At 64.2% G+C, this 17,293-nt stretch carries 16 protein-coding genes; 7 read left to right on the forward strand and 9 right to left on the reverse strand.

The genetic code is table 11. The features are described 5' to 3' along the window. Position 1: 1 nt before the first annotated feature. Genes FJ471_RS25005 through cpaB form a run of 5 tightly spaced genes read right to left on the reverse strand, consistent with a single transcriptional unit; the run spans position 2 to position 5,320 of the window. A complete protein-coding gene (locus FJ471_RS25005) occupies positions 2 to 1,423 on the reverse strand; it encodes a CpaF family protein (RefSeq protein WP_140807399.1) in 1,422 nt (473 codons plus the stop codon). Further along, entirely contained in the window at positions 1,420 to 2,634 is a 1,215-nt protein-coding gene (locus tag FJ471_RS25010) for a response regulator/pilus assembly protein (RefSeq protein ID WP_140807400.1), read from the reverse strand. The genes FJ471_RS25005 and FJ471_RS25010 overlap by 4 nt, the downstream gene beginning before the upstream one ends. Before the next feature lie 13 nt (positions 2,635 to 2,647). Continuing rightward, positions 2,648 to 2,926: a hypothetical protein gene (locus FJ471_RS25015; RefSeq protein ID WP_140807401.1), complete on the reverse strand. Its 279-nt coding sequence runs from the start codon at positions 2,924 to 2,926 to the stop codon at positions 2,648 to 2,650. Between the two features lie 4 nt (positions 2,927 to 2,930). Next, positions 2,931 to 4,370: a type II and III secretion system protein family protein gene (locus FJ471_RS25020; RefSeq protein WP_140807402.1), complete on the reverse strand. Its 1,440-nt coding sequence runs from the start codon at positions 4,368 to 4,370 to the stop codon at positions 2,931 to 2,933. Positions 4,371 to 4,399: 29 nt separating this feature from the next. Continuing rightward, entirely contained in the window at positions 4,400 to 5,320 is a 921-nt protein-coding gene (gene cpaB, locus FJ471_RS25025; protein ID WP_140807403.1) for a Flp pilus assembly protein CpaB, read from the reverse strand. Between the two features lie 254 nt (positions 5,321 to 5,574). Here cpaB and parE point away from each other — a divergent pair, with 254 nt between their 5' ends. From parE to FJ471_RS25040, 3 genes are all read left to right on the forward strand, one after another. Further along, positions 5,575 to 7,629: a DNA topoisomerase IV subunit B gene (gene parE / locus FJ471_RS25030; RefSeq protein ID WP_140807404.1), complete on the forward strand. Its 2,055-nt coding sequence runs from the start codon at positions 5,575 to 5,577 to the stop codon at positions 7,627 to 7,629. Positions 7,630 to 7,671: 42 nt separating this feature from the next. Beyond that, a complete protein-coding gene (locus tag FJ471_RS25035; RefSeq protein ID WP_140807405.1) occupies positions 7,672 to 9,768 on the forward strand; it encodes an FUSC family protein in 2,097 nt (698 codons plus the stop codon). An 86-nt stretch (positions 9,769 to 9,854) separates the two neighbouring features. Further along, positions 9,855 to 10,292 (forward strand): VOC family protein, encoded by a 438-nt coding sequence (locus FJ471_RS25040; RefSeq protein WP_140807406.1) that lies wholly within the window; start codon positions 9,855 to 9,857, stop codon positions 10,290 to 10,292. A gap of 19 nt (positions 10,293 to 10,311) precedes the next feature. On the opposite strand, the gene FJ471_RS25045 is transcribed toward FJ471_RS25040, so the two are convergent. Then, the gene (locus FJ471_RS25045) at positions 10,312 to 11,433 is read right to left on the reverse strand and encodes a DUF2336 domain-containing protein (protein WP_140807407.1); all 1,122 of its coding nucleotides are present in this window, start codon (positions 11,431 to 11,433) and stop codon (positions 10,312 to 10,314) included. A 151-nt stretch (positions 11,434 to 11,584) separates the two neighbouring features. Here FJ471_RS25045 and FJ471_RS25050 point away from each other — a divergent pair, with 151 nt between their 5' ends. Beyond that, positions 11,585 to 12,037: a MaoC family dehydratase gene (locus tag FJ471_RS25050; RefSeq protein ID WP_140807408.1), complete on the forward strand. Its 453-nt coding sequence runs from the start codon at positions 11,585 to 11,587 to the stop codon at positions 12,035 to 12,037. After that, entirely contained in the window at positions 12,037 to 12,918 is an 882-nt protein-coding gene (locus FJ471_RS25055) for a CoA ester lyase (RefSeq protein WP_140807409.1), read from the forward strand. The genes FJ471_RS25050 and FJ471_RS25055 overlap by 1 nt, the downstream gene beginning before the upstream one ends. A gap of 2 nt (positions 12,919 to 12,920) precedes the next feature. Here the strand turns inward: FJ471_RS25055 and FJ471_RS25060 are convergent, their stop codons facing one another. After that, positions 12,921 to 13,595, reverse strand: a complete 675-nt coding sequence (locus tag FJ471_RS25060) for an isoprenylcysteine carboxylmethyltransferase family protein (protein ID WP_140807410.1) — start codon at positions 13,593 to 13,595, stop codon at positions 12,921 to 12,923. 140 nt (positions 13,596 to 13,735) lie between these two features. Here FJ471_RS25060 and FJ471_RS25065 point away from each other — a divergent pair, with 140 nt between their 5' ends. Continuing rightward, the gene (locus FJ471_RS25065; protein ID WP_140807411.1) at positions 13,736 to 14,464 is read left to right on the forward strand and encodes a TetR/AcrR family transcriptional regulator; all 729 of its coding nucleotides are present in this window, start codon (positions 13,736 to 13,738) and stop codon (positions 14,462 to 14,464) included. Here FJ471_RS25065 and FJ471_RS25070 read toward each other — a convergent pair whose 3' ends face one another. Then, a complete protein-coding gene (locus FJ471_RS25070) occupies positions 14,465 to 15,049 on the reverse strand; it encodes a nitroreductase (protein ID WP_140807412.1) in 585 nt (194 codons plus the stop codon). 171 nt (positions 15,050 to 15,220) lie between these two features. Here FJ471_RS25070 and FJ471_RS25075 point away from each other — a divergent pair, with 171 nt between their 5' ends. After that, positions 15,221 to 16,186 (forward strand): hypothetical protein, encoded by a 966-nt coding sequence (locus FJ471_RS25075; protein ID WP_140807413.1) that lies wholly within the window; start codon positions 15,221 to 15,223, stop codon positions 16,184 to 16,186. Positions 16,187 to 16,202: 16 nt separating this feature from the next. Here FJ471_RS25075 and FJ471_RS25080 read toward each other — a convergent pair whose 3' ends face one another. Next, the gene (locus FJ471_RS25080) at positions 16,203 to 16,817 is read right to left on the reverse strand and encodes an outer membrane protein (RefSeq protein WP_181179713.1); all 615 of its coding nucleotides are present in this window, start codon (positions 16,815 to 16,817) and stop codon (positions 16,203 to 16,205) included. Positions 16,818 to 17,293: the final 476 nt, after the last annotated feature.

Consider the following 17,293-nt stretch of genomic DNA (forward strand, 5'->3'; position numbering starts at 1 on the left):
TCTAGTCCTGCGGCCGGCCGGGCTCGAAATACTTGCCCGGGAATTCGATGCCCATGTTGCGCAGGTCTTCGAGGAAACGCGGGCGGATGCCGGTCGCTTCGAAATGGCCGAGGATCTTGCCGTCCGCCTCCATGCCGGTGCGCACGAAGCGGAAGATCTCCTGCATCTGGATGACGTCGCCTTCCATGCCGGTCACTTCGGCGACGCTGGTCACCTTGCGCTTGCCGTCGGAAAGGCGCGTCAGCTGGACTATGATGTCGATAGCGCTGGAGATCTGGCTGCGGATCGACTGCACGGTCATCGGCATGCCGGTCATGCCAAGCATCTGCTCCAGACGCGAGATGGCGTCACGCGGCGTGTTGGCATGGATGGTGGCCATCGAGCCTTCATGGCCGGTGTTCATCGCCTGCAGCATGTCGAAGGCTTCCTCGCCGCGGCACTCGCCGAGGATGACGCGATCGGGCCGCATGCGCAGCGCGTTCTTGACCAGGTCGCGCTGCTTCAATTCGCCATGGCCCTCGATGTTGGCCGGGCGCGTTTCCATGCGCGCGACATGCGGCTGCTGCAATTGCAGCTCGGCCGCGTCCTCGATGGTGATCAGGCGCTCGTCTTCCGGAATGAAGGCCGACAAAGCGTTGAGCATCGTCGTCTTGCCGGTGCCGGTGCCGCCTGAGATGATCGTGGTCTTGCGGGCATGTACCGCCGCCGCCAGCACTTCGGCCATGTTCTGGGTGATGGCGCCGAATTCGACCAGCTTGTGCAAGCCGAGCTTGTTCTTGGAGAATTTGCGGATCGACACCAGCGGCCCGTCGACGCCGACCGGGCGGATCGCCGCGTTGAAGCGCGAACCGTCGAGCATGCGGGCGTCGACCATCGGCTGCGATTCATCGACGCGACGGCCGACCGCCGCGACAATTTTATTAATGATTCGAAGCAGATGCGCCTCATCCTTGAACGGAATGTGGACCTGCTGCAGCTTGCCGCGCCTTTCGACGAAGCAGTTCTCATGGCCGTTGATCAGGATATCGTTGATCTCGGGGTCCTTGAGCAGCGGCTCGAGCGGGCCGAGGCCGACCATTTCGTCGACGATATCGTCGACCAGCGAGTCGAGCTCGGCGATGTTGATCGCCATCCGCTCCTCGCGCGTCTTTTCCGAAACGAATTCATGCACCTGCCGGCGCATTTCATCCCGGGGCAGCCGCTCAAGCGCCACGAGGTTGATTTCTTCGAGTAGCATGCGATGGATGCGCACGCGTGCGTCCAGCACCTTGTTGGCGTTTTTTGCAGGCGCTGCTTCAGGCCGCGGCGGCGCCGGCTTGCGGGTCGTCGGGATGACGACAGCATTGTGCGCGACGGGCGCGGGTTCCGGCGCCCGCTGCGGACGGACGTCGCGGCTCTGCAGGTTGGAAAAGCGACTGTTCATCCTGCCTTCCTCTTCAGCAAGCCCTTGCCCAGGCCGAACAGCGACTTCGACTTGACCGCCGTCTGGACGGCCTCCTCCGGCAGGATGATCTTCTTCAGGTCGTTGACGACATTGGCGTTGGGGTCGATGGCGTGCAGCGGCACGCCGCGGTCGACGGCCTCGCGCACCAGCCGGTAATTGTTGGAGATGCCGCCGACGAAATGCTCGCCGAGTATCTCCTGAACGTCGGCCTGCTTGATGCCGCTGTCGAACATCTTCTGCTCGAAGCGATTGACGATGACGTTGGGCTTTACTTCCTTGCCGGCTGTCTCATAGACTGCCTGGATGAGACGCTGCGTATGACGCAGGCAGGGCACCGTCATCTCGGCGACGATATAGAGCTTGTTCGACCCAAGCAGCACCGTCTCGGTCCAGGGGAACCAGGTGCGCGGCATGTCGATGACGACGTTGTCGAAATAAGCCGCGACGAGATCGAGCATGCGCACCACGACATCGGTCTTGAACGAGCGCATGTCCGAAGGGCGCGTGGGAGCGGCAAGCACGCACAGCCCACTCGCATGCTTGGACAGCATCACGTCGAGCAACTGCCGGTCGAGGCGCTCCGGCTGGTTCTCGATTTCGGTGATGTCGAAGCGCGGTTCGAGGTCGAGATACTCGGCGCAGGCGCCCTGCTGGAAATTGAGGTCTACGACGCAGGTCGATGCGCCGCGCGTCACCGAATGATGCAGCTGGAAAGCCGTCTGCAGGGCCAGCGTGGTGGTGCCGACGCCGCCGGCGGCCGGCATGAAGGTATAGATATGCGATTCGGTGTTCTCTTCCCGCCCCGGCCCCTGCAGCGCACGGATGACGGAACGCACGAGGTCGGCCGTGGTGATCGGCTTGACCAGGAAATCGGCGACCTTGAGCTGCACCAGGATGCGCACCGCCGCGGCGTTGAATTCCTGGGTCACGACGACCACCGGAACGCTGCCTTCCAGACGCCGCATGACGCGCTGCAGCGACTCGATCTCCTCGAGCTTGGCCGCGTCCATGTCGACGATGACCGTGCCGAAGTCTGTCTCGAGGATCTCGCCGCGCAGCTCGTTGACGCTCTTTTCCAGCGTCAGAAGCTCGATGACCTCGGAGGCCGCGAAAGCCGTACGCGTGTCTTGCAAAAATGTCCTGTCCGTCGAAACGAGCAGGATCTTCTTTGTCTTGCTGCCAGATGCCATCGGCGTCAGCCCATCAGTCCGATGTCGTTGATGATGATGATGTCGTCGATGACGACCCGGAGCCGGCTTTCGCGCCGACGGCAGTGCTCCCGGAACCCGGACGCTGGGCCGGCACCAGGAGCTTTGTGTTCTGGACGCCATACTTCCATGGATCGACCATCTGCATGGCGGTGTTGGACGCCTGCGCGTTGCCGGCAGCCAGCGTCACCCCTTCCGCGCGCATGTAGTCGTCGCTGGTGCAACCGCTGGCGAAACCGGCCAGGAGCAGAGCAATGCAAGAAAGGCTGCGCATGGCCTTAGTCCTTCGGCAGGTCGAGGAAGTGGCCGGACGTGGCGGCAGCCACCGGGCGGGCGGCGCTGCCGTCCGCCAGTGCCACCGGGCGCTTCGGCGCCGAAGCGTCCACTTCGTCCGTGTTGTTCAGAAAGTAATCGGCGGGACTTGCCGGCTGGGTGCCATCGGTCGGCTCGACCATCTTCTTCGAGGGATCGACCGGCTTGACCAGGTAAGGCGTGACGATGATGACCAGATCGGTCTCGCGCCGCTGATAGGATTTCGACGAGAACAGCGGACCGAGCACCGGCAGCTTGCCGATCCCCGGCACCCGTGATGTCGTGATGTCGTTCTGCGACTGCAGAAGGCCGGCGATCATGAAGCTCTGGCCGTTCTTGAGGTCGACCGATGTCCTGGCGCGGCGCACGATGAAGGCCGGAATGGAAATGCCGCTGCTGACCTGGATCGAAGCGGACGGGTCGATCGAGGACACTTCCGGCGCGATGTCGAGGCTCACCAGCCCGTCCTTCAGCACCGTCGGGGTGAAATCCAGGCCGACGCCGTATTTCTTGTAGGTGACGCTGATCTTGCCATTGTCTTCGGAAACCGGGATCGGGAACTCGCCGCCGGCAAGGAAGCTCGCCGTCTGGCCCGAACGCGCGATCAGGTTCGGCTCCGCCAGCCGCCGCGCCAGACCGCGTTCCTCCAGCGCCTTGATGGCGATGTCGATCGAAACGCCGTTCGACAAGAGGCTGCCGATGATCTCACCGGTTCCGGCCCCCGTCACGCTTCCCCCATCCGGGTTCAGCACGACTTTGCGGTTGCCTATGCCATAGGCGAAATTGGCGCTGTATTTAGCGCCGAGGTCCTGACCGGCCTGACGGTTGATCTCGACGAAGCGGACGTTGAGCTGCACCTGCTGCGAGGACGAGATGTTGACCGAGTTGATGACTTCCTCGTTGCCGGAAAAGCGCGACGCGATCTTGCTGGCCTTGTCGGCGGCGACCGCGTCGTCGGCCTCGCCCGACAGCACCACGCGGCCGTTCGCTGAACCGACCTTGATCTTGGCGTCGGGCACGCTGGCGCGGATGGTGCTGGCCAACTGGTCGGTATCCAGCGTCACCTCGATGTCGATGGTGCCGACAAGCTGCTTGTTCTGGTCGAAGAGCGCGATGCCTGTGGTGCCCAGATTGTTGCCGAGCACATAGAATGACTTGTCGGTCAGCGGATTGACGTTGGCGATCTCCGGATCGCCGATGACGATCTGGTAGAAGGCGGCGCTCGTCATGATCGTCTTCGGCTTGCCCTTGGCGACCTTGATCGAAGCGTTCTTGTTCGCCGAGACATAGACGACGTCATTGTCCGCCCTTGCCGGCGCGGCGACGCCAAGCATTGCCGCCGCCAGCGCGATCGCGCCGAGAAGGCGCCATCCCCCGGTCGTCCGAAATACATCAAACCCGAACATCTTGCCCCGTCCCCGCCGGTCCCCACCGGCTATTGCTGCAGTTCCTGCGGCGGTTCCCGTGAAGGAACCTTGTATTCCTCGACCTTATCGCCGCGCGTCACGATCACCGTCTTGAATTTCGGCTCGTCCTGGTCCTTCGTCACCGCATTGACGAGCGAGGCGGCGCTCGCTTGCGTGCTTGCGGCAACCGAACCGCCGAAGGACGAGATGGTCGTGAGCTCGCTTTTGCTGGCGCTGGCGTCGGCTGCGGAACGCAAGGACAGTGACAAGGTGCCGACGGTGCGGGCGAGCGCCACTTTCTGCGCCCCTTCGTTGGTCACCTCGATGGTCACGGAATTGGCGATCTGCGGCTCGGTCTTGCGTTCGTCGGCGCCCTGCCCGACCGAAAGCACCTTGGCGTCGGAGACGACGACCTCTGAGGTCACCGTCGAGCCGGCTGCTCCCTGCGCATTCTTGGACACTTCCTGGATGTCTCCGGCGTCACGCGTCAAAACGACGTCGACGCGGTCTCCCGGCGTGATGAAGCCGCCGACGCCGGCGATCTCGTCGGTGCGGATGGTGACGGCCCGCATTCCCGGCGACAGCATGTTGGAAAGGGTGGCGCGGCCGTTCGGTCCCGACAGCTTGGCGAGCAGCACCGGTTCGTTGACCTCGATCGGCGACAGCACGACCCGGCTGCCGTCCGCGAGCAGCTTGTCGATGGTCGGAAAAGCGCCCTGCGGCAGGGAATCCTGCGGCCACGGGATCTCGGCGAGTTGCGCCCGCCCAAGCTCCATGCCGTAGCGCAGCGGCGCTTGAGCCACCACGATGGTCTTGAACTCGACCTTGGGCTGCTGCGGGGCTTCGACCGTGACGACCTTGACCTCGGGCTGAGCCTTCGCCTGGCTCTTGACCCAGAAATCCGCCGCAAAGATCGAGATCGCGCCGAAGACGGCGGCGATGCCGATCATGGTTATGGCCCTGCCCCTCACAACGAAACCCCTGACGCCCGTGGTCTTTTGTTAGTTAGGCCTCACGTTAGGCGTCATTGTTAAAGAATCAGGAATCCCACCACCCGCCGATCGCCCTATTTCGGCCGGCTTGGTTATCGAATGGTTTTGGAATAAGAGACAGTTTGATCCCTGAACGGAACAGGAACTCGTTCGCCCGCCAAAAGCGTGGCAGTATCGAGACGTGATTCGCATTACCGGACGCTAGGCCCAGCATGGACGACAGCAACGACCTCTTCGGCAAGATGGAAAAACCGGCGCAGCCGGTGCGCGCGCCCTCGCGGCCCGCCGATCCGCTGGTGCAGGCCGCGAAGCGTTCGACCGCCGCCCGCGACGGCAGCGAAAGCTACAGCGCCGCCGACATCGAGGTGCTGGAAGGGCTGGAGCCGGTGCGGCGCCGTCCGGGCATGTATATCGGCGGCACCGACGACAAGGCGATGCATCACCTGTTCGCCGAGGTCATCGACAATTCGATGGACGAAGCTGTGGCCGGCCACGCCACCTTCATCGACGTCGAGCTTTCCGCCGACGGTTTCCTGACCGTCACCGACAATGGTCGCGGCATCCCGGTCGATCCGCATCCGAAATTCAAGAAGCCGGCACTCGAAGTCATCATGACGACGCTGCATTCGGGCGGCAAGTTCGACTCCAAGGTCTATGAGACCTCCGGCGGCCTGCATGGCGTCGGCGTCTCGGTCGTAAACGCGCTGTCCGACCATCTCGAGGTCGAGGTCGCGCGGGGGCGCCAACTTTACCGCCAAAGATTCTCCCGCGGCGTCCCGGTCAGCGGTCTCGAGCATCTCGGCGAGGTCCACAACCGCCGCGGCACAAGGACCCGCTTCCATCCCGACGAGCAGATTTTCGGCAAGGGCGCCGCCTTCGAACCGGCGCGGCTTTACCGCATGACGCGCTCGAAGGCCTATCTGTTCGGCGGCGTCGAGATCCGCTGGACCTGCGATCCGTCGCTGATCAAGGACAAGGACCAGACGCCGGCCAAGGCCGAGTTCCATTTCCCCGGCGGCCTCAAGGATTATCTCAAGGCGTCGCTCGGCGACGAATTCCAGGTCACGCGCGAGGTCTTCGCCGGCAAGAGCGACAAGCAGGGCGGCCACGGTTCGCTCGAATGGGCGGTGACCTGGTTCGGCGGCGACGGTTTCCTCAACTCCTACTGCAACACCATTCCGACCCCTGAAGGCGGCACGCATGAGGCCGGGTTCCGTAACGTGCTGGCGCGTGGATTGCGCGCCTATGCCGACCTCATCGGCAACAAGCGCGCCTCGATCATCACCACCGAGGACGTGATGATCTCGGCCGCGGGCATGCTGTCCGTGTTCATTCGCGAGCCGGAATTCGTCGGCCAGACCAAGGACAGGCTGGCGACGATCGAGGCGATGCGCATCGTCGAAAACGCCATCCGCGACCCGTTCGACCATTGGCTGGCCGACAATCCGCAGGAAGCCTCGAAGCTTCTCGAATGGGTCATCGCGCGCGCCGATGAGCGCGTGCGGCGCCGCCAGGAAAAGGAAGTCTCGCGCAAGAGCGCGGTGCGCAAGCTACGCCTTCCGGGCAAGCTCGCCGATTGCACGCAGAACGCCGCCGCCGGCGCCGAGATCTTCATTGTCGAGGGCGACTCGGCCGGCGGCTCGGCCAAGCAGGCGCGCGACCGCGCCAGCCAGGCGGTTCTGCCGCTGCGCGGCAAGATCCTCAACGTCGCCTCCGCCGGCAACGACAAGCTTGCCGCCAACCAGCAGATTTCCGACCTGACCCAGGCGCTCGGCTGCGGCACGCGCTCGAGATACCGCGACGAGGACCTGCGCTACGACCGCGTGATCATCATGACCGACGCCGACGTCGACGGCGCGCATATCGCTTCGCTGTTGATCACCTTCTTCTACCAGGAGATGCCGAACCTGATCCGCGGCGGCCATCTCTACATGGCCGTGCCGCCGCTCTATTCGATCCGGCAGGGCGGCAAGGTCGGCTATGCCCGCGACGACGCGCACAAGGACGAATTGCTGCGCACCGAGTTCACCGGACGCGGCAAAGTCGAGATCGGCCGCTTCAAGGGCCTGGGCGAGATGATGGCCTCGCAGCTCAAGGAGACCACGATGGATCCGAGGAAGCGCACGCTTCTGAGGGTCGACGTGATCGACGCCGAGCAGGCCACCAAGGATGCCGTCGACGCGCTGATGGGCACCAAGCCCGAGGCGCGCTTCCGCTTCATCCAGGAGCGCGCCGAATTCGCCGAGGCGGACGTGCTGGATATCTGATCGCCTGCTGGTCCATAACAATCTCCGGCACGGAGAACCGATGTGACCTGGACGCGGTTGAACGAGCTTGTCGAGACGACGCTAAGCGGTCTGACGCAGCCGACCCGTTCGGACTGGATTTTTGCCCTGCGCACGGTTTCGGCCGGTCTGATCGCGCTGCTTGCCGCCTACGCGCTGAAGCTCGACCATCCGCAATGGGCGATGATGACGGTCTTCATCGTCGCGCAGCCGGTTGCCGGCATGGTGCTGGCAAAAGGCTTCTACCGGCTGCTCGGCACGTTGGCCGGCGGCCTGGCGGCGGTCGGCATCACATCGCTGTTCGGCGCCAATCCCTGGCTGTTGGTGAGCGTGCTGGCGCTCTGGATCGGCGTCTGCACGCTGGTTTCGTCGCTGCTGCGCAACCCGGAAGCCTATGGCGCCGCGCTTGCCGGCTACACCGCGATGATCATCAGCCTGCCGGCCCTCGGACAGCCGCATATCGTCATCGACCTGGCGATCGCGCGCTGCGCCGAGATCGTGCTCGGCATCGTCTGCGCCGGCGTCACCAGCCGGCTGATCCTGCCGAAGCTCGCGGCCGACGCCATCATCTCCAGGCTGAAGCGCAGCATCCTCGACCTCGCCGAATATGCGTCCGGCGCTTTTTCCGGTGGCGATCCGGCAAGCCTTGCCGCGCTCCAGCGCAAGCTGATCACCGATGCCCAGACGCTCGCCGAGATGCGCACCTATGCGCGACTGGAGGCGCCGAGCTTCGCCACCCGCGCGCATCCGGTGCGGCGCACGATCGGCCAGCTGCTGTGGGCGCTTTCAGCGGCGCGCGCGCTGCATAGCCACCGCGCGCCGAGGAATGCGGCGCTCATCCCGATGCGCCGCGAGTTGAAAGCCTTCGTCGGCGAGTTGGCGGCGACGCCCGGCGCGCTCGAAGACACGGCCCCCTGGGTCGCCCGGCTCGACGCGATCGCCGGCAAGGCCAGGGAGATGCCCGACCTGCCCAAAGATACCAACCCAAACGATGCCGGCCCCAACGATACCGGTGAAGACAAGGTCGGCACCATCACCCGCCTGACCATTGCCGGCGATTTCGCCGAGGCGCTGAAGCAGGTGATGCGCGGGCTTGACGCGCTTCGCTCGCCCGCCTCCCGGAAATCGAGCGATCGAGGCCAGCCGGCGCTGGTCGTCCACCGCGACTACCAGGCCGCATGGCGAAACGCCGTGCGCGCCACGCTCGCGACATTGCTCGTGGCGATCTTCTGGCTGACGACCAAATGGTCGGAGGCCGCGGGCACCGTCATCCTCGTCGCCGTCGTCTCCAGCCTGTTCGCGGCGCGTCCGGATCCGGTGCAGTCCGCCTGGGGTTTCTTCACCGGGACGCTGATCGCGCTGCCCTTCGCATTCCTCGTCGGCCAGGTCGCGCTGCCGGCGCTGCCCGGCTTCGGCTGGTTCACGCTCTTTGTCGTGCCGATCCTGGTGCCGGCGGCGCTCGGCATGGCCAATCCGCGCCATGTCGGCGTCGCCACCGCCTTCGCCATCAACTTCCTCGCCTTCCTCAGCCCGCATCAGCAGATGGTCTACGATCCAGGGGCGTTCTTCGCCGGCTCGGCGTCGATCCTGGTCGGCATCCTGATTGCCATCGGCGTCTTCATCGTCGTGCTGCCTGCCGATCCCCGGGTCACCGTGGAGCGCATCTCGCAGGCGATGCGCGAGGATCTCGCGCGGCTTTGCCTGCATGAACGGGTACCCCGGCGCTCGGCCTTCGAAAGCCTCGCCTATGACCGGATCAACCAGTTGATGCCGCAGGTGCAGCGGACGGGCCGCAAGGGCGACCCCGTCCTTGGCGGAAGCATCGCCGCCGTCACCGTAGGGCTGGAGGTGCTGCGGCTGCGCCACGCGCAACTGAACTCTGCCGTCCCGCACGAGACAGTCGAGTCTATCGGCAATTTCCTGCGCGGCCTGGCGCGCGAATTGCTGTTTAGACGGCCGGAAGAGCCGCAGACCGCGACCGTCGCGGTGGCGAGGCGATATGCGGCCAACATCGCCCAACGCAGCGATCGGCTCGAAATGCTGCAGGTCGCCGCCTCGCTGCGCATCATCGCCGCGGCGATGGAAGACTATCCGGATTTCTTTGCGAAGGGTCGTGCTTGAACAATTCGGGGCGTGCCGCGTTTCAGGTCGAACCGTTTCAGGAACGGTTCCTTGTTGGACAGGTCGATACTTTTTAGGGTGGACACATGGCGCTCAAACGGATGGACAACATCGGAATCGTCGTCGAGGACCTCGACGCGACGATCGATTTCTTTCGCGAGCTCGGCCTCGAGCTCGAGGGGCGGGCCACGATCGAAGGAGAATGGGCCGGACGTGTCACGGGACTTGGCGATCAGCACGTCGAGATCGCCATGATGCGCACGCCGGACGGCCACAGCCGGCTCGAGTTGTCCCGCTTCCTCAGGCCGACTGTCGTCGCGGATCACCGCAACGCCCCGGTGAATGCCCTGGGCTACCTCCGTGCCATGTTCACCGTGGACGATGTCGACGACACGCTTGAGAGGCTCCGCAAACGCGGCGCCGAGCTCGTCGGCGAAGTGGTCCAGTACAAAGACGCGTATCGGCTCTGCTACATCCGCGGGCCTGGAGGGCTTCTCATCGGGCTCGCCCAAGAACTCGGCTGAGACCTGAGTAAGACTTGCTTTAGGCCGCGGCGATGGCCAGCGCATGTCCGCGCGCGTTCTCGCGCAAGGCGTCGAGATGGATCGACTTCACCAGCCCCGCAAGATCGCCCTCGGCCGATTGGCCGCCGAGTTCCTTCAGCATCAGCCAACTCACTTCCTGCACGCCGGCGACACGCCGGCCATTGGCCACCTCACGCCAGATTTTCAGCGCGCGCAGGATGATGCCATGCGTCGCCGGCGCAAATCCGGCGCTGCGGAACAGCGCCTGCAGCGCCACGTCGTGCCCGCCAGCGAGAAGCGCGGTCACACGCTGCTCGGACTGCTGAGCCAAAGCCACCAGCGCGGAGCCGAAGAAATCGACCTTGCCATGCGCGATGGTGCGGATGATGAAGCTTGCGGTAAGGTCGCCGCGCAACCTCAGATGCTCGATCAACGCCGCATGCTCTTCCATGCGCGTTCCCTCGATCAGCGTGACCGAGGCCTTCACGCAGGCGTCGCGCATCACGCGGTCGGCGCGCGCCGCCCCCATCATCGCCAGCACCAGCGGCGAACCTTTCAGGGTCTCGCCGAGTTTGACCAAAAGCATGTGCCGGCAATCGGCGGGCAGGCGCTGATCGGCAATCAGCGCCTCACGCACCAGCGGCAGGTGGCCGTGCCGCTCGGCCATGCGGCGAAAACTCAGCGAAGCGATCTCGGCGCCGCTGTTGCCGACCAGCGCGGCGCAGGCTTCCGGCTCGCCGATCTCGGCGATTGCCGCCGCCAGCGACATCGACACGACCGAACGGTTGGCGATCAGCTTCTGCGTCGCCTTCTGGCCGCAGGCGACGCGCTCGACCAGATCGGCATCGGTAAGCAGCGGCGAACGCGCCAGGACCAGCGCGGCCACTTCCGGCTGGTCGGCGGCCAGGGCGCTGATCACCTGCGGCGGCGCGTGATGGCTCATCGACAGCGCCTCGGCAAGCGCCAGGCGCACCTTGGAGGACGCGTCGTCCAAAAGCAGCGTCAGCGCCGCCTCGGCGGCGCAGCGATCCTCGAACGGCAGATCGGAATTGATATAGGCACGCGCCAGCGCGCTCGCGGCGGCGGCACGCTCGGAAACCCTTGCCGTATCAATCCACTTTAGAAAGTGCGAAACAACCATACCGACCAGCTACGCCCATGCCGGAATGTTCCCGGCCCCGTTGCGAACGGTAGTCTGGAAATGGTTTACGAACGGTTCACCATGTTTCTTAACCGGCTTGATGGACGCGCGGCCAACGCCTATCAAGCAAGCACATTGGAGGAGATCGACCATGGCCGGGCTTTATCTGGAAGAGTTTGTCGTCGGCCACGTCTTCCACCACACGCTGCGCAAGACAGTGACCGAGAGCGACAACATGCTGTTTTCGGTGATGACGCTGAACCCGCAGCCTTTGCACATCGATTTCGACTTCGCCTCGAAAACCGAATGGGGCAAACCGCTGGTGAATTCGCTGTTCACGCTCGGCCTGATGATCGGCATTTCGGTGAACGACATCACCGTCGGCACCACAGTCGCCAATCTCGGCATGAAGGAGACCGTGTTCCCGCACCCGGTCTTTCACGGCGACACCATCCGGGTCGAGACGACGGTCGTCTCGCTGCGCGAGTCCAAGTCGAAACCCGATCGCGGCATCGTCGAGTTCGAGCACCGCGCCTACAATCAGAATGACGTTCTCGTCGCCAAATGCACCCGGCAGGCGATGATGCTTAAGAAGGCGGCCTGATGCGATCGCTGCTGTTCGTGCCTGGCGATTCCGAGCGTAAGCTGGAAAAGGGATTCGAGGCCGGCGCCGACGTGGTCATCGTCGATCTCGAGGATTCCGTCGCCGCTGCGAACAAGGGGGCGGCACGCGCGATCGCAGCCGAGTTCGTCACCAGCCAAAGACACAGGACGGGTTCGGCCATCTATGTGCGGGTCAACGATCTTACCACCGGCCTCACCGACGACGACCTTGCCGCCCTTGTCCCCGCGAAGCCCGACGGCATCATGCTGCCCAAGTCGAACAGCGGGCAGGACGTGCAACAGCTAGCGGCAAAGCTCCGGGTACATGAGGCCGAGAACGGGCTGCCGGACGGCGGCATCAAAGTCCTGCCGATCATCACCGAGACCGCGGCGGGCGTGCTCACGGCGGCGAGCTATGCTGGAACGAGCGCTCGGCTTGCCGGCCTGACCTGGGGCGCTGAGGATTTGTCCGCCGCGATCGGCGCACGCTCGACCCGCGACGAAAGCGGCCGCTACACAGATGTGTTTCGGCTGGCGCGCACCATGACCATCCTGGCGGCGGGAGCAGCGGAAGTCGCTGCCGTCGACACTGTCTTTCCCGATTTCCGTGACATGGCCGCCTTCGAGACAGAATGCCGCGAGGCCGAGCGCGACGGCTTCACCGGCAAGATGGCGATCCATCCGGCGCAGGTGCCGGTCATCAACGCCGCCTTCACGCCGTCCGCCGAAGCGGTCGAGCGGTCGCAGGCGATCGTGGACGCCTTTACGGCGGCGGGAAATCCGGGCGTCGTCGGCATCGACGGCAAGATGTACGACCGGCCGCATCTGCGGCTGGCCGAGCGCTTGCTGGCCCGTGCCAGGGCGGCAGGCAGCCCTGGCTGAGGTCACCAAACCATCGGGATCAGTTTGTAGCGGACGCGCGCGGCGTAGTCGTCATAGCCCCGCAGGCCGGTCCGCAAGGTCTTTTCCTCGATGAAGGTACGGATGGCGAGCAGCGCGATGAAGGCAAGCACCAATGCCAGTCCCCACCAGGAGCCGAGCAGAAGTGCGGTACCGGCGAAATAGAGTATGGCGCCTGCATACATAGGGTGGCGGACATAGCCATACGGACCGGTGGTGATCACCTTCTGCCCACGCTCGTCCTGGATCTTCACGACGGGTGCTGCGAAGCTGTTTTCCAGCATCGTGAGATAGCAGATCCAGATGCCGACGAGCAGGATCAGCGCGCCGGCCACCTGCACCCAGACGGGAGCTGCCGACCAGCCGAAACGGAAGTCGAGCCCCATCAGTGCCAGCCAGACGAAGATACCGAGCAGCAATATGCTCAGCACTATCTTGTCGGCCGTCGTCTGTGTCTTCTGGATCGGCGGGCGGAGGCGTTCATTCATCAGGCCTGGATCGCGCCGGGCCAGCGCCACGCCCATGGTAAGGCTCAGTCCGACCATCACGGCTATGTACACCCAGCCTCCGGTCCAGTGCAGCGTGCCGGCCGACAGAAACAGCAGCACGCCTATGATGCCGAACCATACGAATGTCTGGAAAACCAATCTCGCGATCATGACCAACCTTCCGTGACATCCCCCGCCACTGTTGCCGAATCCGACCAGTGGTCTATTATACCGACCGGTAGTCTATCCTCAAGCGCAATCAACGCGAGGCATCTGGACGAGCACGGCCGCCGCATGCACAAGGTTTCGCCATGCCCCGCATCATCAAGCATCCGGAACTAAGACGCGAAGAACTGCTGGATCATGCCCAGGCCCTGTTCCTGACGCATGGCTACGACAGGGCAAGCCTCAACGACGTCATCGCGGCCGCCGGCGTCTCGAAAGGCGCCTTCTACCACTATTTCGCCTCCAAGGAGGCCCTGCTGGAGGCATTGGCGGAGCGTTTCGCAAGGCAGGCGCTGGCCGGCGTCCAGAAGATCGTCGACGATCCGGACCTCGATCCGCTCGGACGCTTGAACGCCCTGCTGGCGACGTCGCGCCAGGCCAAGATCGAGACCGCGGCGGAAGCATGGGCGCTGTTCGCGACGCTGTTCCGCCCGGAAAACCTGGTGCTTTTCCATCGCATCAACCTTGCGGCCAGCAAGTCTTTCTCGCCGGTGCTGGTGGAGATCATCCGGCAAGGTATCGAGGATGGCACCTTCCGGACTTTCGATCCGGAAGGCGTCGCCGACGTCGTCATGCAGTTCGGCCTGGCGACGCATGACGTCACCGCCAAGGCGCTCGCCGGCGGCAGCGATGCCGATATGGAGATCGCCATCGACGCCCTCGAGAAGCGCGTCAGGCTCTACGAGATCGCGCTCGACCGCATTCTGGGGCTTCCTGACGGCAGCATCCGGATCGGCGAGCCGGGTTTCGTGCGCGCCGTCATGACGGCGCGTCGCGACAGTCCCGCCGCGGCTTCCAAGGTGCGCGGGATGTGACTATCCGGCCCAGGGGCCGGTATAATCTGCATAGAGCTTTGCCGGATCGGGCCTCGGCCGCTCTGGCGCCGGCCCCTGATAGGAGCCGATATGGACGAAGCCGACGACGCGCTCCTGCGGCGAAAGCCCGAGGATCGCCCTGCCCTCGGCGACATCGGAGTACCAGTTGCTGATCATGTTGGTGCCATAGCCCAGCGCGTTGGCCGCGATCATCAGGTTCATGGCGGCCATGCCGCCCGACAGGAACATCTCCCACTGCGGAATCTTCGGATTCTCCTTCGGCACCGACACGACGCCGATCACCAGCGGCGCGCGCGAGAAGCGCGCCAGTTCCTGATTGCGCCGGCCTTCCGGCAACGGGCCCTCGCGCTGTTCGGCAAGTGCTGCCAGCTTCTTGCCGATCTCGACGCGCGCCTCGCCGCGATAGAGGATGAAACGCCAGGGCTCGAGCCTGCCGTGGTCGGGAACCCGCGAGGCCGCCGCGATCATCGTCGCAATCTCGGCGTCGCTCGGCGCCGGCTCCTTGAGATCGGGGATCGACACGGAATTGCGGGTGAGCAGGAAATCGATGATCGGCGACGCCATGGGCGCAAGTCTCCTAAGCATTCAATAGCATTCGATTTTGAGCTGAAGCACGCCATCGGGAGGTCGGGCGGCTCGGGCGGTGGCGTTTTGCGCCGGATAAGAAGCAGCCGAGAGAAAGCAGCGCGCTCCTAGGCCTTGAAATTGCCACCGCCTTGGGCTTCAACGCAAGGCATGTTTGAGGGGACTCTGCGCTTTGTCGTGGTCTGGCTGGTCGCCGCGCTGTTCGCGGTGCCGGTTTCCTACGCGCTGGCGCAGAATGCCAACGATGTCGGCGACATCAAGCTGCCTGGCATCTCCAGCTATGCGAACCCCAAGAGCGAAGGCCCGCTGGCGCTCGGCAATGGCGGCGCCATCACGCTGTCGGCGCAGTTGACCGACAAGGGCTCCGACATCACCCGCGGCATCGTCTGGCGCGTCTTCAAGCCGGAGCCCGCCAGCGACGGCAAGCTGCCGATGGTGGCATCCGCGCATGGCGGCACGGCCGTGTTTCAGCTCGACCCTGGCAGCTATCTCGTCCATGCCTCCTATGGACGCGCCGGCGCCACCAAGCGCATCACCGTCGGCAAGGATGCCCGGCGCGAAAGCCTCGTGCTCGATGCCGGCGGCCTGAAGCTCGACGCCGTGACGTCGGGCGGCGCGCCCATCCCCTCGAAGAAACTGCGCTTCTCGATCTATGAAGGCGAGGCGGCGGCCAATGGCGACCGGCCGCTGATCGCCCCCGACGTCGCGCCGAACACCGTGGTGCGGCTGAATGCCGGTACCTACCATGTCGTCTCCACCTACGGCGCGGTCAACGCGGTGATCCGCTCCGACATCCGCGTCGAGGCCGGCAAGCTGACGGAAGCGACCGTCGAGCACCGCGCCGCCGAGATGACGATGAAGCTGGTGCGCGAGGCCGGCGGCGAAGCCATTGCCGACACGTCCTGGTCGCTGCTCAACGAGAGCGGCGATCCGATCAAGGAGGCGGTCGGCGCCTTCGCCTCGATGGTGCTGGCCGAGGGCCAGTACACCATCATCGCCAAGAACCGCGACCGCATCTACCAGAAGGACTTTGCTGTCGTTGCCGGCCAGAACCAGGAAATCGAGGTTCTGGCCAACGAGTCTTCGGCTATCGATCCCGAGGAAGGCGCGGACTGAACGGCGCTTCACCGGCTCAGTTGAAGTGGTAGTTCAGCCCGACACGTACTGTTTGTTCGTGATATTTGGCTGATACCTTGAAATCCACCGGCGTTATGGTCGAGGCATCAAAGCTTCGCTTGCCGAGATCAACATACAGATATTCCGCCTTCAGACTCCAGTTCGGCGCCAGCATCGTCTCGACGCCGGCTCCGAGACTCCAGCCCAGGCGAACGCCCGACTTTGAGCCGTCGCCGCAAATCGTGGCGTCGGGCAAGCAGCTTGGGATCAGGTCCTCGACATGAAAACCCAGGCTCGTCTTGCCGTAGGCAAGGCCGCCGGTGGCATAGACCAGCCATTGCGGATCGAGGAGATAGCCCGCGCGGGCGCGCACAGTGCCGTACCAATTCACTTTCTTGCTGACTGCTGTGCGTGTGCTGTCGAAAAAGACATCCTGACCCAGATCCTCGTCGAAATAATGCGGATCGATGATGGTCGCGCTCGTCGAGCCTTTGATGCCTGAGGCCTGCAGGTCCGTCTCCGCGCCGACAACCCAGCCCGAAGGCAATTCCCAATTGTAACCGGCTTGGCCGCCACCGACGACGCCGCGCGCGTCGGGCGACAACGACGTCGGGAACGAGCCGGCTCTCACAAGGGCTTCCACTACAGGCACGAGGTCGGGAATAGCCGTATGCGGAGGGAGCCCGACGCCGCCCGAATCCAGCCATAGCCGATATTGGCGCCGGCATAGAAGCCGCTCCAGGACGGTGAGGCATCGCCTGCCCTGGCGGAGTCAATATTGATCCCGTGGACGCCCAAGACCAGTCCCGTCAATACAATAGACTTGGCAATATTCATCGGCTTAGCGCCCCGCCAAGCCTTTGATAGCAAATCCTGCAACTTGTGACTGTGGCCACGCAGCAACAGTATGAATATCTGTAAATTATTTAAGCAAAATCTAAAATATAGATCGTCCGAGACTATTATGCCGCCAGGAAACGCCAGCTTACCCGTCAGGCCGCTTTGCGCATCCGCTTTGGCAGAAACGGCACGCGGCCACGCTGCGCGGCCGGGGTCGCCAGGTCGAAGACAGCGCGATAGAGACGGTCGAGCAGCACCTTGCGGTCG

Origin of the sequence: Mesorhizobium sp. B2-7-1, assembly GCF_006440735.1 — a bacterium.
In the GTDB taxonomy this organism is placed as follows: domain Bacteria; phylum Pseudomonadota; class Alphaproteobacteria; order Rhizobiales; family Rhizobiaceae; genus Mesorhizobium.

Coding starts and splice junctions, on each gene's coding strand:
- FJ471_RS25055 (WP_140807409.1), top strand. CDS start 12,037: ATGCGATCGCTGCTGTTCGTGCCTGGCGATTCCGAGCGTAAGCTGGAA.
- FJ471_RS25075 (WP_140807413.1), top strand. CDS start 15,221: ATGTTTGAGGGGACTCTGCGCTTTGTCGTGGTCTGGCTGGTCGCCGCG.
- FJ471_RS25070 (WP_140807412.1), bottom strand. CDS start 15,049: ATGGCGTCGCCGATCATCGATTTCCTGCTCACCCGCAATTCCGTGTCG.
- FJ471_RS25010 (WP_140807400.1), bottom strand. CDS start 2,634: ATGGCATCTGGCAGCAAGACAAAGAAGATCCTGCTCGTTTCGACGGAC.
- FJ471_RS25020 (WP_140807402.1), bottom strand. CDS start 4,370: ATGTTCGGGTTTGATGTATTTCGGACGACCGGGGGATGGCGCCTTCTC.
- parE (WP_140807404.1), top strand. CDS start 5,575: ATGGACGACAGCAACGACCTCTTCGGCAAGATGGAAAAACCGGCGCAG.
- FJ471_RS25060 (WP_140807410.1), bottom strand. CDS start 13,595: ATGATCGCGAGATTGGTTTTCCAGACATTCGTATGGTTCGGCATCATA.
- FJ471_RS25050 (WP_140807408.1), top strand. CDS start 11,585: ATGGCCGGGCTTTATCTGGAAGAGTTTGTCGTCGGCCACGTCTTCCAC.
- FJ471_RS25015 (WP_140807401.1), bottom strand. CDS start 2,926: ATGCGCAGCCTTTCTTGCATTGCTCTGCTCCTGGCCGGTTTCGCCAGC.
- cpaB (WP_140807403.1), bottom strand. CDS start 5,320: ATGATCGGCATCGCCGCCGTCTTCGGCGCGATCTCGATCTTTGCGGCG.
- FJ471_RS25065 (WP_140807411.1), top strand. CDS start 13,736: ATGCCCCGCATCATCAAGCATCCGGAACTAAGACGCGAAGAACTGCTG.
- FJ471_RS25005 (WP_140807399.1), bottom strand. CDS start 1,423: ATGAACAGTCGCTTTTCCAACCTGCAGAGCCGCGACGTCCGTCCGCAG.
- FJ471_RS25040 (WP_140807406.1), top strand. CDS start 9,855: ATGGCGCTCAAACGGATGGACAACATCGGAATCGTCGTCGAGGACCTC.
- FJ471_RS25045 (WP_140807407.1), bottom strand. CDS start 11,433: ATGGTTGTTTCGCACTTTCTAAAGTGGATTGATACGGCAAGGGTTTCC.